The organism is Aquitalea denitrificans, from assembly GCF_009856625.1.
Lineage (GTDB): Bacteria > Pseudomonadota > Gammaproteobacteria > Burkholderiales > Chromobacteriaceae > Aquitalea > Aquitalea denitrificans.
The window spans coordinates 2,513,304-2,529,286 of the sequence record NZ_CP047241.1 but is presented as its reverse complement, the minus strand read 5'-3'; the positions used below and the strand labels follow the sequence as shown (position 1 = coordinate 2,529,286).

The 15,983-nt window shown below is 56.2% G+C and carries 12 protein-coding genes; 7 read left to right on the top strand and 5 right to left on the bottom strand.

The window, feature by feature from the left end:
- Positions 1–16: 16 nt before the first annotated feature.
- Complete coding sequence (locus GSR16_RS11405; RefSeq protein ID WP_159877468.1) at positions 17–1,561, bottom strand: CYTH and CHAD domain-containing protein; 1,545 nt, start codon at positions 1,559–1,561, stop codon at positions 17–19.
- Positions 1,562–1,995: 434 nt separating this feature from the next.
- On the opposite strand from GSR16_RS11405, the gene GSR16_RS11400 reads away from it, so the two are divergent.
- Positions 1,996–3,186, top strand: coding sequence for an MFS transporter (locus GSR16_RS11400; RefSeq protein ID WP_159877466.1), 1,191 nt, complete (start codon positions 1,996–1,998; stop codon positions 3,184–3,186).
- Positions 3,187–3,231: 45 nt separating this feature from the next.
- On the opposite strand, the gene GSR16_RS11395 is transcribed toward GSR16_RS11400, so the two are convergent.
- Positions 3,232–4,347: an FAD-dependent oxidoreductase gene (locus tag GSR16_RS11395; RefSeq protein WP_159877464.1), complete on the bottom strand. Its 1,116-nt coding sequence runs from the start codon at positions 4,345–4,347 to the stop codon at positions 3,232–3,234.
- Positions 4,348–4,369: 22 nt separating this feature from the next.
- Positions 4,370–5,764 carry an anaerobic nitric oxide reductase flavorubredoxin gene (gene norV, locus GSR16_RS11390; RefSeq protein WP_159877462.1) on the bottom strand — a complete coding sequence of 465 codons (1,395 nt, stop codon included), beginning with the start codon at positions 5,762–5,764 and terminating at the stop codon, positions 4,370–4,372.
- Between the two features lie 260 nt (positions 5,765–6,024).
- Here norV and GSR16_RS11385 point away from each other — a divergent pair, with 260 nt between their 5' ends.
- The 4 genes from GSR16_RS11385 (at position 6,025) to GSR16_RS11370 (ending at position 10,034) form a co-directional block, all read left to right on the top strand.
- Entirely contained in the window at positions 6,025–6,480 is a 456-nt protein-coding gene (locus GSR16_RS11385; protein ID WP_159877460.1) for an RrF2 family transcriptional regulator, read from the top strand.
- 243 nt (positions 6,481–6,723) lie between these two features.
- The gene (locus GSR16_RS11380; protein ID WP_205677416.1) at positions 6,724–7,914 is read left to right on the top strand and encodes a radical SAM/SPASM domain-containing protein; all 1,191 of its coding nucleotides are present in this window, start codon (positions 6,724–6,726) and stop codon (positions 7,912–7,914) included.
- Positions 7,915–8,633: 719 nt separating this feature from the next.
- Complete coding sequence (locus tag GSR16_RS11375) at positions 8,634–8,831, top strand: hypothetical protein (RefSeq protein ID WP_159877458.1); 198 nt, start codon at positions 8,634–8,636, stop codon at positions 8,829–8,831.
- 153 nt (positions 8,832–8,984) lie between these two features.
- Positions 8,985–10,034, top strand: coding sequence for a GGDEF domain-containing protein (locus GSR16_RS11370; RefSeq protein ID WP_159877456.1), 1,050 nt, complete (start codon positions 8,985–8,987; stop codon positions 10,032–10,034).
- Here GSR16_RS11370 and GSR16_RS11365 read toward each other — a convergent pair.
- Positions 10,031–12,469 (bottom strand): diguanylate cyclase, encoded by a 2,439-nt coding sequence (locus GSR16_RS11365; RefSeq protein WP_159877454.1) that lies wholly within the window; start codon positions 12,467–12,469, stop codon positions 10,031–10,033. The genes GSR16_RS11370 and GSR16_RS11365 overlap by 4 nt on opposite strands.
- 210 nt (positions 12,470–12,679) lie before the next feature.
- Between GSR16_RS11365 and GSR16_RS11360 the strand changes: the two genes are divergently transcribed.
- Entirely contained in the window at positions 12,680–13,300 is a 621-nt protein-coding gene (locus tag GSR16_RS11360; protein WP_159877452.1) for a DJ-1/PfpI family protein, read from the top strand.
- A 28-nt stretch (positions 13,301–13,328) separates the two neighbouring features.
- On the opposite strand, the gene GSR16_RS11355 is transcribed toward GSR16_RS11360, so the two are convergent.
- Positions 13,329–14,066 carry a substrate-binding periplasmic protein gene (locus tag GSR16_RS11355; RefSeq protein WP_159877450.1) on the bottom strand — a complete coding sequence of 246 codons (738 nt, stop codon included), beginning with the start codon at positions 14,064–14,066 and terminating at the stop codon, positions 13,329–13,331.
- 475 nt (positions 14,067–14,541) lie between these two features.
- On the opposite strand from GSR16_RS11355, the gene ccoG reads away from it, so the two are divergent.
- Positions 14,542–15,978 carry a cytochrome c oxidase accessory protein CcoG gene (gene ccoG / locus GSR16_RS11350; RefSeq protein WP_159877448.1) on the top strand — a complete coding sequence of 479 codons (1,437 nt, stop codon included), beginning with the start codon at positions 14,542–14,544 and terminating at the stop codon, positions 15,976–15,978.
- The last annotated feature ends 5 nt before the right edge of the window (positions 15,979–15,983 follow it).

Genomic DNA, 15,983 nt, shown 5'->3' with positions numbered 1-15,983 from the left:
TGCACATGCTTGTACTTCACCAGCATGTCGGCATGTGGCTCAATTTTTTTATGACTTGAGCCTGCTTTTCAAGCTTGCAATGGGCCTCATATGCCAGCCAGCCTGCTACCAGCCCCACAGAGCTTGCCAGCTCAGCATTGTCCTCTCCCAGCCGAGCCAGCAAGGTAAGCGCAACTGCGCTGTCGTTCATTTTCCCTAGCACCAACTGCAAACAGTGCAACTGTTTGAGTGTGCGCAGCACCGCCTTGTGAGGCAAGAGTGGTGAAAAAAATTCCAAGGTGTAGCGCAGCCTCTTTGCCCGCTTGCGCAGGTCATGGCGCTGCACCTGACTCAGCGTCTCCCATTGTCCGGCAAGGCTAATCAGTGATTTCCAAGGTCTGCTCAGTGCATGTCCAGCCAGCTGACGCAGCTTGATTGGCGACCTTGCTGTATTGGTGTGCAGGCAGGCCAGCAGGCGCAACAGCAGCGTGCCGTAGCGTGGTGAGCACAACGCTGCGTGAACACTATCCCGGCAGTGTGAACGGTGACTCTGCAATGCCGCATACAGGGTTGCAAAGTCAGCCATCGGGTACATTGTGGTTTCGATAGCCGGTAATGTTTCCGTCAGGAAAACATCCACATCCCGCAACTGCCCCAGGCTGTTACTCAGCCACTGCACATCCAGCGTGATCACATGCCTGCTGTCCGGCGGCAGAATGGCCGCAAAGGCAGCCAGCACGGTTCGCAGACGACGCAGTGCCACGCGTGCCTGATGGACATACTCCATCTCCTCGCCGCGGAGTACACCAGGCACATTACCTTGCAGGTGGCGCAATATCTCTTGAACAAGTAGCTGCAGTACCTGATGCAAGCTCATGTCTGGTGACAGGGCCGGTAGCCTTGCACCGACGGGCAGTCCGGCATTGCCAGCGGCCTGCATGCAGCCTTTTGCTACCGTGTCCTGCAGCGTTGGACACACAGGCAGCTTATCGGCAAGTCTGAGTGCGAATGCAAACAGTGCGGCATTTTTGCCCTGTTTCAGCGTGATGTTGACGGTATTGATCTGCTCTGACCAGCCTATCCCCTTGAGCTTCCCCCGTTCCAGACAGATTTCCAGCAGATTGTCCTGCTCATCGCGCAGAACCCAACAATCATGCTTCAGGCTGACGGTAAAGATGGGCTGCAGTGTTGAGGAAATGCTTTTCTTGGACAGAAAGCGTCTTGCTTTGCCGTGGGGAAATTGCTCAATTTTCAATGCAGGGTCTGGTATGGCAATGGACAGCTCACGTTGGTGATGCAGGCCATCACGCTCAGGGCCGGTCTGCAACAATAACTGTTGCCATTCGCCAGCGGTCTGTTGCAGGCATAGGGCAATGCCCCGCTGATTCAGCGCCATGGCTGGTGTGTCGTAATGCTCTCGGATCTGTGTGGTCCGGGTGCCAGCAATCGCAGCACTTGCTTCGATCAAGCGACGAAAAGCCGCGTTGTAACGAGGAGCCAGTTGTAGCTTCAGCATAGCTTGCGACGCCATGGAGGGGTCTCCTTCCGCATGAAGAGTCCATCTTACCCGATGCGATAGCATGCATCGTAAAAGCCTTTGTTTGTTAAAGACTTTTGTGGCTATTTGCAATGTGAATGCAGCCGTTTTCCATCAGGCATGCAAAGGGTCGTGGATCGCCCCAGCTTCTCTGGACACTTCCTGATGACTGCAAAAGGGTAGGCAACATGGTCGCCAATGCTTGCTGTCGTCTGTTTCGACCGACGCTCTTCTGGTGTTTCTGGTTGATACAGGTATTCAACTTTGCTGATTGGAAAAGCACGACCAGCTCTCTCCACGGCTTGGCTGCTCATGCAGTTTTTGCATTATCGCAAATATGACATACGGCTGGACATTGTTATGGAAAAAATCTATGCCAGAATCTGTTGGCTGTTGCTGATCAAGTAAGCCGAACGGTTTGCATCGTCCAAGCTGGTCGCACTCCTCGCCGTTACCATCAACCCGCATTAAGGACACAGATGGAAAGTCCGGTCACCACACCAAAAACGGTCTTGCCTGCCATTCCCCGGATGGTATGGGCGCTGGGATTTGTCAGCCTGTGCATGGATCTGTCGTCGGAGCTGGTTCATAGCCTGCTCCCGGTTTTCCTGGCAAGCACACTGGGGGCTAGCGTACTGTCTATCGGCGTCATCGAGGGCATTGCCGAAGCCACTGCCCTGATTGTGAAAGTGTTTTCCGGCGCGCTCAGCGATTACATCGGCAAGCGCAAAGGCCTGTTGCTGCTGGGCTATGGTCTGGCCGCCCTGACCAAGCCATTGTTCCCGCTGGCCCACTCCGTGGAGACAGTGCTGGCGGCACGCTTTCTGGATCGTATCGGCAAAGGTATTCGGGGAGCCCCCCGTGATGCGCTGGTGGCGGATGTGGCTCCTGTAGAAATTCGCGGAGCTTGCTTTGGGCTGCGCCAATCCATGGATACGGTTGGTGCCTTTCTGGGGCCTGGCCTGGCCATTGTCCTGATGCTGTGGCTGAACGACATCCAGCAGGTACTCTGGTTTGCTGTCGTGCCGGCGGCACTGGTCATGGTGCTGATTGTGGTCGGAGTACAGGAACCGGTACAGGAGGAGGGTACAAAGTGCTTCCGTTCTCCCATTCGCCGTGAGCAGTTACGCAGGTTTGGTGCAGATTACTGGTGGATTGTCCTGATTGGTGCCGTGTTCACCCTGGCCCGTTTCAGCGAGGCTTTCCTGATTCTGCGTGCCCAGCAGATGGGGGTTGGCAGCAGTTGGGTGCCGCTGGTGATGGTGGTCATGTCGGTGTTTTATACGGCATCCGCCTATCCTGCGGGCTGGCTATCCGATCGCATCAGCCGTCGGCATCTGCTGGGCTACGGCCTGGGCTTGCTGGTGATCGCGGATCTGGCACTGGGTCAGGCTACGTCTGTTCGTGCCGTCTATGTAGGTGCCGCGCTGTGGGGGCTGCACATGGGGTTCAGCCAGGGCATATTGGCTGCCCTGGTGGCCGATACGACGCCCAGCGACATGAAGGGGACGGCATTTGGCGTCTTCAATCTGCTAAGTGGCCTGGCCATGCTGTTGGCAAGCATTCTCGCCGGCTGCCTGTGGCAGTATTGGGGTGCATCGACAACCTTTTATGCCGGTGCTGCCATTGCCGGGTTGGCCTTGCTGTTACTCCGGCAGCGCTCAGTCTGAATGAGGCCGCAGGAGTTACATGAACATGGGCAATGGCAAAGTACCCTAGCGCATCAAGGTGGGCAACAGGCTGAAACCGTTACGGCTGCCGGTGGTTACGTAGCCAACCAGCTTGTTATCACGATGGGCGAGAGCCGTCAGCCCATCATCACCTTCGTTTATCTGCCAATCCAGGTTGCTGCCCTGTGTAAGCCCTGCCAGCTGGATGGGGTAGCGTGGCGTCTTTACTGCCACCGGCAGGGGACCAAAATGCACGGGCGTCGGTTTACCGGCCAGGGTACTGGCCAATGCATTGGCAGATAGTGTGATTGGCTGCAGGTAGGGGAGGATCTGCCCCTCGATTTCGGCACAATCACCAAGGGCGTAGACATGAGCTTGTGAGGTACGCAGATAGCTATCGACGACGATGCCGCGCTGTATTTCCAGCCCCGCCGTCAGATCGAGCCTCGGCTTAAGGCCCGCCGTGCAGATGATGGCGTCTACCGTGAGTTTCACCCCGTCAACCATTGTCACGCTGTAGCCCTTTGCCACCTTGTCTATCCGCGCCACGACGGTGCCAAAGCGTAGTGTGACTTGGTCCATGACACTGTGCAGGCGCTGGCTGACAGGCTCGGGCACCAGCCGCTCAAGCAGGCGGCTGCCGATATCTACCAGGGTGACACGCTTGTGTTGTGCGATATCGTGAGCGATTTCCGTGCCGACAAGGCCGCCCCCGATAACGAGTACATGCTCACTCCGGTTGAGGGTGTCGAAGTAGCGCCGGTATTGCTCCAGATTGTTCAGCGTCAGGATATCTTGTGCACCGTCACCTTCAATGGGGGGCACGAATGGCTTGGCACCTACTGCCAGAACGAGGTCGCTGTACGGGATTTGCGCTGCTCCCGCAGTGATTTTTTGGGCTGCAAAATCAATCGCAGTGACCCGGGTATGCGGCCTCACCATGATCTTCAGTTCGGCGGCCATGCCGGTGGCACTATTCTGGATCAGCTGTGCGGCACTGGTCTGGTGACCGAATCCGTGGCTCAACTGTGGCTTGGAGTAGTACTCGCCGCCATCCTCGGTAAGCACAACCACCGGTGTGCTTGTATCGTGTTGACGGAAGGCCCTGGCCAGGGTGTAGCCGGCATGGCCGCTACCAATAATAACGAGAGGCATTTTCATCGAATTTCTCCTGGATGGGGCCTTATACGGGGACAAAGTCGCTTTTGCCCATGAAGCACACCGGGCAAAGAAAGGTTTCTGGTACGTCCTGCCAGGCCGTGCCGGCAGCAACACCCTGGGCGACTTCACCCTGTTGCGGGTCATAAGTCCACGAGCAAGTCTTGCAGCGCATCTTGTCGCTGCCCGAGCAAGTGCCAGCGGTATTCGCCGTGCTCTGCCCAGGACTACCCAATTGCTCGATGAACGTCTCGCCAAAGCGCACGCCCTGGGTGAGGGCGTCGTCAGTAGGGCGCCATTCGGCAGTGATTCCGGGGTTGAGCACACGAAAACCGGCATCGTCCAGGCGCCTGGTAATACGTTCCACCGCGCCGCCACTCCAGCCGTGGGTACCAAAAGATGCAGCTGCCTTGTTCTTGAAGCGTAAGCCGGTCATTTCCTCAAGCAGGGCGGCAACATGCGGCAACATCACATTGTTGACGGTCGGGCTGCCAACCAAAATGGCCTTGGACTTGAATACGTGGGTCAGAACGTCGTTCTTGTCACTGTTGGACAGATTGAACAGCTTGATCACAACCTCCTGGTCCGCTTTGCGTATGCCTTGTGCAATTGCTTCGGCCATCATGCGGGTACCGTTCCACATGGTGTCGTACACCAGGGTGATCTGGTTCTCCTGGTAATCGTCAGCCCATTTCAGGTATTGCTCGACAATCTGGGTGGGGTTATCGCGCCAGATGATGCCGTGGCTGGTGGCGATCATGTCGATCGGCAGGTTCAGTTCCAGAACCTCATGAATCTTCTGGGTCACCAGTGGGCTGAATGGGGTAAGAATATTGGCGTAATACTTGATGCACTCCTCTTGCAGCTCGACCGGATCGCACTGGTCGTTAAACATTTGGGCGCTGGCGTAGTGCTGGCCGAAGGCATCGTTGCTGAACAGCACGGCGTCGTCGGTCAAGTAGGTGGCCATGCTGTCTGGCCAATGCAGCATCGGCATTTCGACAAACACCAGTTGCTTGCCGTTGCCCAGGTCCAGACTGTCTCCGGTTTTGACGATCTGGAAATTCCAGTCCTGGTGATAATGGCCGCGCAGGGATTTTTCACCATTGGCAGTACAGTAGATCGGTGTATCCGGAATGCGCGCCATCAGTGCCGGCAGGGCACCGCTATGGTCGATCTCGCCATGGTTGGCGATGATGTAGTCGATGGCTGCCAGGTCAACTTCCTTGGCTAGGTTGGCAACAAATTCTTCGGCATATGGAGCCCAGACGGTATCGATCAGGGCAATTTTTTCTTCTTTAATCAAGTAGCTGTTATAGCTGGAGCCGCGGTGAGTGCTGTATTCGCTGCCATGAAATTCGCGCAGCTCCCAGTCTTGTTTGCCAACCCACTGGATGTTGTTTTTGACAATGAAAGCCATGCTGGAAAGCTCCTTGCTCTATAAGATTCGTGTGAAATGAATCTTATAGGACATAACATTCATAGTAAATGAATCTTATGGATATCCTTGATTGGCTTGATGTGGGTCAAGCGCGGAATGGATTTGCTGCGCGACGAGGCATGGAAGGGCAGTGAAATGTAGTGGGCATGGCTACCGACAGGAAGCCATCAGGTTAAAATGAATACCCGATCCATCTGCATGTGTGCTGATGTGAACAATCCCATGGAATCCTTCCGATCGTGCGACTGACGGCTTTTACCGACTACTGCTTGCGTGTGATGATGTACAGCGCACTAGCGGGCAATCGCTTGGTGACTATCAACGAGATAGCCCAGGCATATAACATTTCTGCCAGTCATCTGACCAAAGTCGTGTTTTTTCTCGGCCAGCATGGCTACCTGGTGACGGTGCGCGGTAAAGGAGGGGGTGTCCGCCTGACCGAGGAGCCACGCCAAGTCAACTTGGGCAAATTGGTGCGGGCAGCTGAAACCGACAACGTAATGGTCGAGTGTTTCGATCCGCAGCACTCTCAGTGCCGCATCGCCTCGGTATGCCGCCTCATGAGTGTGCTGCAAGCGGCTCAGGAGGCTTTCTACACCGAATTGTCACGCCATACCCTGGCTGACCTGCTGGTGCCGTCGGCAGGACTGGGGCGTGCATTGGGAATCGAAATCCGAGAAATCAAAATGTCATGAAGCGTTTTCGCCAGTGACAGGCATGCGCCTTGTGCTGCGGCAGCTGCCACGTCAATGTTTTGGCGGAGGATTTCTTCCCTTTGTTGAGGCTGGGCACGATCGTGCGATAAAACACGCAATCTGCTGTTTCTGGCGCAATTCAACGCCTGATCGGGGGCGTTTGCACAGCACGCTTGGTGCAGATCAAGGTGCAGATCGCATCGTGGCGACAGTATTGCCGGTTTTCCACCACGGAGTATTCCGATGACCGCAGCAATGCCACAGACCTTTCCAATCCACGTTCATGATTCCTGCCCTCCCAAAGCCGGCGCAGAGCCGCCCATCATCGGCGCACGTGTCGAGCTACAACTACTCACCACGCTGAAATGTAATCTCAAATGTACTTACTGCTCGCTGGGCGTTGGCGATGTACTGGGCTCGCAAACCGAGCTTGAATATGATGTCGATCAGCTGGCGGCTTTTATTGATACACACTTGCTTGGCAAAGATGTTTACGTAACCTTCTACGGAGGGGAGCCCACGCTCAATATGAAGCTGGTGCTGGAGGTGATGCAGCGTTTTCCCCATTTCCGTTATCAGCTGCAAACCAATGGCACCTTGCTGGACGATGTGCCGCCATGGGCGCTGGCCCGCCTATCCAATGTCCTGGTGTCCATTGATGGCGGCGAAGCCATTACCGACGGCTACCGTGGCCGTGGCATCTACCGCCAGGTGCTGCGCAATCTTGCCCGGGTGCGCAAGCAATTGGGTGGCAGCCTCACTGCCCGTGTTACCTGGGGTAATGCCGATACCAGCTTTGAGGAGCTGGACCAGCTCCTTGGCGACGACTCTCCATTTGATTATCTCTACTGGCAATTTGTCGCCGATGAAATGTATGCGGGTGATTCGATCGACAAGCGCAAGGCGGTAGTCACCCAGCTGATCGCGCGCTTCTTTGCCACCTCGTCCCGGCTCTATCCCTTGATTCCGGTGATGGGCATCGTCCGCAACAAGCTGTTTCCCGACCGCGCCCAGGAGTTATACGCAGGCCGTACCCAATGCCGCGTTTCCACCCATCTGCTTAATATCATGCCGAACGGGGAGATCTATCCCTGTCCTGACATGATGTATTTACCAAACATGAAAATGGGCGATATCAAGAACAACAGCTTGCGTCACAGTCCCTTGCAGCACACCGCCACCATGCCGTGCCAGGGGTGTGAAGCCTTCAGCTGGTGCCGGGGCAACTGCATGAAGAACCTGCACCTGGGTTATGAGAAAGGCGATGCCCGGTATCGCAGCAATGTTGTTGAGCCGATTTGCGAACTGCTACGCTTCATGGGGCAGGAAATCGACAGGCAGAATCCCCAAGACTGGTTCGACACCGCCAGCCTGGAGGTGCGCAAGCAAGTGCGTGATTGCGAAGTGTATGAGTATGTCGAAATCATGCCATAGGTCGATCCAGTGACCGGAGCAGCTCACCAAGTCTGATCCCGGCGTCTGATCCTGGATGAAGAGCTGCCATTTACACCAGTCAGGGCGGTAGCATCAGCGCTGATGATGACGCTGCTGGAGTTGACGCACAGGCCTGGATTTGTCGGGTCAAACACCTCCAGCAGCATTATGCAAAATTATGCAAAGCTGGTGTGCGGTTCTCCTCAACCATGCGGGGTTTTTATGCCAGCTGCGAGATGCATTCACTTCCTTGACCACCAGCAGCTTGACTGGCACGCCGATACGGCCCAGATGGGTCAGCTGGAAAGGCCGGGTGGTATTGGGAATGCCCGGTTGCTCGCCGCTGGCAATTGCGTTCATGCCTTCGGAACTGGCTCCACCTGCAGGCGAAGGATGGCGAGGTGGGGCTCATGCCCTGGAGCAGTAAGGATATGGACAGCGTTTTATAATTCCATATTTCCATTGTCATGAAAGTATGGAGTTGAATCAAAAGCTGCGGAGTAGATGTATGTAGCGGGCGGATTTTGACAGTGCAATGACATAGTGCTAATAATTAACAAAACACATTTAAATTGCGCCCTGTTATGTATAAAACGATTACAAATGTAATTGCAAAACACATGCCTCCGGCAGCCAGTGTGATCGGGTATGGCAACGGTCATCGCACTTGGTTGTTCAATGTGAGCTGGCCTGTCGAAGCAAATGCCGATCAGGCCGGCATGCGGTATATCGTTTTCATCCGGATAGAACATGACGTGATCGAAGATGGCGTGCGTTTTGAACTGGAGGATATGGAGTACAAAATCGAGCAGTTTCTGAAATACCAGTTTGAACATTTCATGCCGAACAGCAATCCCTACCGCCCGACCGACTCACCGCATGCGCTGTGGTCGGTAAGCTGCTCAGTGCTGGGCTGATCGTGTAAAACTCCATATTGGCAGGATGAGGTTTTGCATATACTGCAACGCCCCCTCGGCAAGCGGGCGTTGCAGTATATGCAAAATGCAAAATGCCAAACTGTTTCCTATACTCGCTCTGTACCACGCGGATGTCGGAGGCAGAGTGATTGCATGGATCTCATCTTTACACAGCTGTCCTCCTCGCTATCAACGGCGCAGACGATAGAACAATTGGTGCGTCCCATTCTCGATATGCTGGGCAGCGTAACGGGGATGGAGTCTACCTATCTCACCAGCATAGATCTGGATTTGCAGACCCAGTACGTCAGCTTTGCCAACAACAAGGACAAGCTGCAGATTCCTGAAGGCCTGACCGTACCCTGGCAGGACACCCTGTGCTGCCGGGCACTGGCGTCCGGCACGCTGGCCACTGATTGCGTACCAGCGTTGTGGGGGGATTCGCAGGCAGCCAGCGAACTGGGCATCCGCTCCTATGTCAGTGCGCCGATCAGAAGCAGCAGTGGTGATGTGCTGGGTACGCTCTGTGCCGCAAGTACCGGACAGCATTCTGTTTCTGCCCAGGTGAAAGCGCTGTGCCAGTTGTTTGCCAGCATTGTCAGCAATTTTATCGAGCGGGAAATCCTGGTTGAGCAATTGAAAGTTGCTAACGAACAGCTGGCCTCATATGCGCTGACGGATTTGCTGACCGGGCTACCTAACCGACGCGCCATGTTTGACGAACTGGAGCACCTGTTTGCCCAAGGCCGGCGGAACCATTACACCATTCTGGTCGGGGTGATTGATCTGGATGGTTTCAAGCTGATCAATGACCAGTTTGGCCACCAGGGTGGTGACAGCTTTCTGCAAGGCATGGCGCAGCGGCTGAGCAATGGTTTGCGTGCCGGTGACCGGGTAGGCCGGCTTGGTGGTGATGAATTCCTGTTTATCGGTCCCGGCCCGGCGCGTGCCTATGTGTCGGAAGGGCCGGCCGGCGCAGAGCAGGAGGACCCGACTGGTGTCGCGCAGCGCATGCGACAGCGCCTGTCCGATGCGACAACGGGTTGTTTCTGCCTGGCCGGGCAATCGGTCAGCTATGCTGGGGCTAGTGTCGGCGTGGTGGCTGTTGCGCCGGATATGCTCAGCATCGAGGAGGCCATTTCACTGGCAGACCGGCAGATGTATGCCGTCAAGAATGCCCGCAAGGGCGTATCGCTGAATTAGGCACCGTGCGGCGGCTGGTTTGGCGTCATGTGCTCGCCAGCGGTTGTAGCAGGGTTTGGACGATCGGCACTTCTCACGCAATTGCGACCGCTGTGTTTGGCGGTGTACAGGGCGTTGTCAGCCAGTTTCAGGGCCAGGCCTTCGGCAATATCTTCCAGCCGTGCCGTTGCCAGGCCGATGCTGAGGGTGATTTTGCCCACGCCGGGCATGGACTCGGCTTCTATGGTCTGCCTTAGCTTCTCGGCAACACGGATGGCATTCTCCGCCAAGGTGTCCGGCAACAGCAACAGGAATTCCTCGCCGCCATAACGCGCCACAAAGTCAGTGGCGCGCACGGTATGCAACAGCAGCTGACCTAGCCGGCGTAGTACTGCATCGCCGGTTTCGTGGCCGTAGTTGTCATTGATTTTCTTGAAATGGTCGACATCCGCCATCAGGATGGTATAGGCATGGCCGCTACGCTTCATGCGCAGAAACTCCTCACGTAGCCGTTCATTCAGCGCCAGGCGGTTGTGCAATCCGGTCAGGGCATCGCGTCGTGCCAGTTTTTCCAGTTCCCGGTTTGCGGTTATCAGCTCGGATACATCCTTCACCACCACCAGCAGCAGCTTCTCGCCGTCATGCTGCAGTGGAATCAGCGTGACGATGGAGTCCACCGCCTTGCCAAAGCTGCTGGTGGTGCTGAGCAACAGATGAACTTCCTCTCCGGCCAGTGCCTGCAGGGCAGCAGCATGGCAGCCGGACACTTTCCAGGAATCGATATGGTGGAAGTTCTGCTGCAAGAGGTTTTCCACCGAGGTGCCGATGATTTCCGCTGCAGCCTTGTTGGCCAGGATGCACTGGCCGTCATCCCGGTACAGCAGCAGGCCGTTGGCCGTGGCATGAATGATGGCCTGGCTTAGTGCTTCCTGTTTGTGCAGGGCGACTTCCAGCTCCCGCTGCTCGGTAACGTCCATCACGGCCGTACGGGACATGACAAAATGTCCGGCGGCATCAAGCACTGCCGACGAGCTGGTACGTACCGGAATCTGCCGCCCGTTTTTGCCGATCAGCTGGATATTCAGTGGTGGCAGCTGCTCCCCTGTCAGCATGCGTTGCTGGCGCTCCAGGAAAATTGCATCACAATCCGCGGGCAGCAACTGGCGAATCGACATCTTGCCGATGACCTCATCCCGCGTATAGCCAAGCCAGTGCAGTTCGCGGTCATTCATTTGGACGATGACACCATCCCGGTCGATGGCGTGATAGCCTACCGGGGCTTGGTTGTAGAGATCGGCCAGTTCCTGTGTGCGTTCGGTGACTTTCTGTTCCAGCGAACGGTAGCTTTCTTCCAGTGCATGTCTGCGTGCCTGCAGGGTAACCGACATGCGTTGCAAAGCCTGGGCCAGATTGTTGATTTCACGGGTATTGCTGCTGGTGTGAAAGTCGGCATGTTCATCGCCGCTGCTGACACGCTGGGCGGAATCGGCCAGTTGCTCCAGTGGCCGGCAGAAATTGCTTACCAGGCGGTATACCAAAGTCATGAACAGGATGGTGGCAATCAGGCCTGCCACCAGCAGGGTGACATGCATGGCATGCACCGTTGCCAGGGCTTGAGACATGGGCTGCCCTGCCAGTACATGCCAGGCCGGATTGGTTGCCGTCAGCGGGTTGACTGTGGATTGCGCGGTGAGAAAGCGTCCCTCTTTTCCCCAGCTAATTTCTCCTTCTTCGTGGTTGGCAGGCAAGTTGGCCGGGACTGAAATCTGTCCGATGGCTGTAAAGGGATAAAGAATTTGCTTGTTGTTGGCGATGAGGAAAATTTCCACGCCATTAGCCATGCCATCTTCGCCAATGGCACCGGCAATCACATCTCCCACCCAGGACCAGTTGGCATGACTGCCCAGTACGCCGCGCAACTTGCCATCCACTCCCAGAATGGGCGAAGAAAAATCCACAAAGCGCAAGGGTTCCCTGGGGTTGGGATTGTTAAGCTTCTTGGCCAGCAGGACAGCCTCATGCACATCCCCGATATAGCTTCCTTGCTTGCCAGCGGTAAACCAGAGGCGGTTACCGACATTTTCTCCTTCCAGCAGCCCGTTGACTGCCGACAATACCGTGCCGTCGGGGCCGGCAACGCCGAGCCAGTCGTAATAGCGGTAGCTGTTCTTGGTGAGGGCAAGCCGCTCGCGCAGCAAGCTGCCACGCAGGTCACCTTGGGTCAGCAGGGCGGTTTTGCTTAGCAAGGCTATTTCGCGTTCGCGTTCGCGCAGGTTTTCCGCCAGTGCATACGATATGGCGCGTACCCGGTTTTGCAGCGATTCGCGCTGGTCTTGCGTAATGCGCGAGCTGGCAACCTGGCTGAGAAAAAACACAATGGCAGCACCAAGTGCAAGCGAAAGGCCGCCAACCGCCAGGGTCAGCCGCATGCGGAAGGTCATCAGGGGAGAAGCCATGATCCAGTACTCAGGGACAATACTGGAAGCCTAATCCATGAAGTATGAAATGGCCATCGAGGTGAACTGCCGACATTGCTTTAAATAATGCCATGGACATTTCTTGCCGTGTGCGATGCTGCCCAGGTGCAGGGCTGCATGATTTCTTTGCTGTCATGCCGCAAGTGTCTTAGGCTGTTGACGGAAATATTGACTATCACGGGGGACAATATGCATATCGCCATTCTGACTTTTGATGGTTTCAACGAACTGGATTCGCTGATTGCGCTGGGCATTCTCAATAGGGTGAAAAAACCGGGATGGAAGGTGTCCATTGCCAGCCCGGCTGCACGGGTGGAGTCCATGAATGGTGTGGTGCTGGAATCTCATATTGATCTGGCCGGGGCCAGTCAGGCCGACGCAGTGATTGTCGGTAGCGGCATGAAAACACGAGAGGTGGCGGCGGATAACAGCCTGATGGCACAGCTGCAACTGGACCCCGCCAGGCAACTGCTGGGGGCGCAATGCTCCGGCACACTGCTATTGGCAAAGCTGGGTTTACTGGGTGGTGTACCTGCCTGTACTGATCTGATTACCAAGCCCTGGGTCGAGGAAGCCGGGGTGAGCGTGCTGAACCAGCCTTTTTTTGCTCACGGCAATGTGGCCAGCGCCGGCGGATGTCTGGCTTCGCAATACCTTGCTTTTTGGCTGATCGCCCGGCTGGAGGGGCTGGATGCGGCAGAAAGCGCACTGCATTATGTCGCTCCGGTGGGAGAGAAGGAGCAGTACCTGACGCGTGCCATGGAAAACGTGATGCCGTTTCTGGATAGTGCTGATTTGGCTGTGCATTGATGCCTGTTTTGTGTCATGCAGGCGGGTCTTAGGGGAAATATCTGCTGATGATCTGGCTGATGAAGCCATCCTGCTTCATGCGGTTGATGGCGTCGGCAATTTTGGCGGCATCCTCACGCGGGAATGACGGACCTGACGCAATCCAGTTCTGGTCGCTGTACATCCGCACGCCAACCACGGGCGATGTGCCGGTTTGCCGCTGATATATCGGCCGGAAGGTGCTGGCTGCGCCAAAAAAACTGGCTACGCGGCCTGCCTTCAGCATCTTGGCCATTTCTTCCAGCGGGCTTTCCGCCAGCTGTTCGGTTTTTATTCCCTGGCGCAGCAGCCAGGCGCGTACGCTGGAGCCAGCACGAATACCGATCAGACCCGCTGCGGTGGCCTGATCCAGGCTATCGAGTGGCGGGCTGCCATCCCGGGTGATGAAGCCGAAGTCTGTGGTATTGGTTACGGCAATCCAGCGGAACAGCGTTTCCCGCTCCGGGGTGCGGGCAAAGTAGACCATCAGGGCGCTGGCACTGCCAGTCACTTCCTGCATGGCCCGTTTCCACGGACGAATCTTTACATTGGGCACGAAGCCGGCGCGGCGAAGGGCCTCGCTGCCGATTTCTATCATCATGCCTTCCTGCGGCTCGCCTAGCTGGTTGCACATGGGTGGCAGATGGTCACATTCCAGATCGATGACCCGGGCTGCGTCCTGCGCCTGGGTGCCCAGGGAAAACAGCATGATGCTGCTGGCAGTCAGCCTGGCTGATAGTGCGGACATTGCTCCCGGCTCCTGCAGCAAGAAAACCTGTGATTAAACCCGTGCTTTATACATAGCTGAGCCAAATGGAAATGCCAGCGTCTGTTTTGGGTTGCCAGAGCACTGGTTTTGCTGTGCGAGTGTTTATCTTTGTCGTGCGCTTCGGCAAGTGCTGTCACGTGCTGGCGGATTGGTTTTATGTTGTATTTGAAATACACATTTATGAGCGCGGCGTAGTCAGAGCTGGGCGATAACGCTGAGATATACCCGGTTTTGCATTGAATATGAGCGGATATGCAGACACTTGCTGCATGATGGCGTCTTTCTGCGCTTGGTTGGCCGTGCTTGGCAGCGCATGGTCTTGCTTGTCAATTCAGGTGGTAAATAATATCGTAATGCGATATTGATGAGCGCATGGCTGTCATGCGCCCAGATGACGTGCCGCTGGTGCAATGCCCGCTGCACATTGTCGTTAGCCCTGCCCACCAAGGAAAGTATGTCCGGCTCATTCAGGAAAATCCCCATCGAGGTCGCCCCCGCAAAACCTGCCTCCGAGCAGGAAGTGGTGTCGCTGTATGCTGCGCAGAAGAAAATCTACCCGCGCAGTGTTCATGGCCGTTTCAACAACTGGCGCATTGTCTTTGTCGTGCTCACCCAACTGGTGTTTCTGGGCCTGCCCTGGCTGCGCTGGGACGGGCGGCAGGCGGTCAATTTTGATCTGGTGGAGCGCAAGTTCTACCTGTTTGGCCTGATTATCTGGCCGCAGGACTTTATCTATCTGGCGGCCTTGCTGATCATCTCGGCCTTCGGCCTGTTTTTGTGGACCACCATCGCCGGTCGCCTGTGGTGCGGTTATTCCTGCCCGCAGACGGTGTATACCGAAATCATGCTGTGGATAGAGCAGTGGACCGAGGGCAGCCACAGCCAGCGCAGCAAGCTGGACAAGCAAGGCTGGAGCGTGCGCAAGCTGCGCATCAAGCTGATCAAACACAGCCTGATGCTGACCTTTTCCCTGCTGACCGGCTTTACTCTGGTGGGCTATTTCACCCCGATTCATGATCTGCTGGCGGCCTTGCCCCGCTTTGATTACGGGCCATGGGAGCTGTTCTGGATCTTCTTCTACGCTGCCTGCACCTATTTGCTGGCCGGGGTGATGCGCGAGCAGGTTTGCCAGTATATGTGCCCGTATGCGCGCTTCCAGAGCGTGATGTTCGATGCCGACACCCTGGTGATTTCCTATGATGCCGCCCGTGGCGAACCACGCGGTGCGCGCAAGAAAGGCAGCAATCCACAGGAGCAGGGGCTGGGCTCCTGCATCAATTGCAATATCTGCGTGCAGGTGTGTCCGGCTGGTATCGACATTCGCAATGGCCTGCAGCATGAGTGCATAGGCTGTGCCGCCTGCATTGATGCCTGCGACGAGGTGATGGACAAGATGGCCTACCCGCGGGGCCTGATTCGCTACACCACCGAAAGCGCCCTGGAGGGCCTGTATCCGGACAGCGCCATTCTGTCGCGACTGTGGCGTCCGCGCGTGGTGCTATATGCCTTGCTGCTGCTGGTAGCCACCAGCGCGGCGGGCATTTCGTTTGCCCTGCGCAAACCGTTCAAGGTGGATGTAATCCGCGACCGCGCGTCGCTGGTGCAGGAAACCGGTGATGGCCGGCTGGAAAACAGCTATATGCTGAATATCATCAATACCACCAGCCAGGATCAGGTGTTCAGCGTCAGCGTGAGCGGCCTGCCCGAGATTGCCATTTCCACGCCGCAGCGCTTGTCCATCAAATCGGCTGACAGCAAGAGCATGGGCGTGCGGGTGGTGGTAGATCCGCAATACGCCGACCGTGGCAGCCATCCCATCCTGTTTCGGGTGCAGTCGCTGGGCAACCCGGCGCTGGTGGTGGAGGAAAAATCCAGCTTTATCGGCGAGTGAAAACG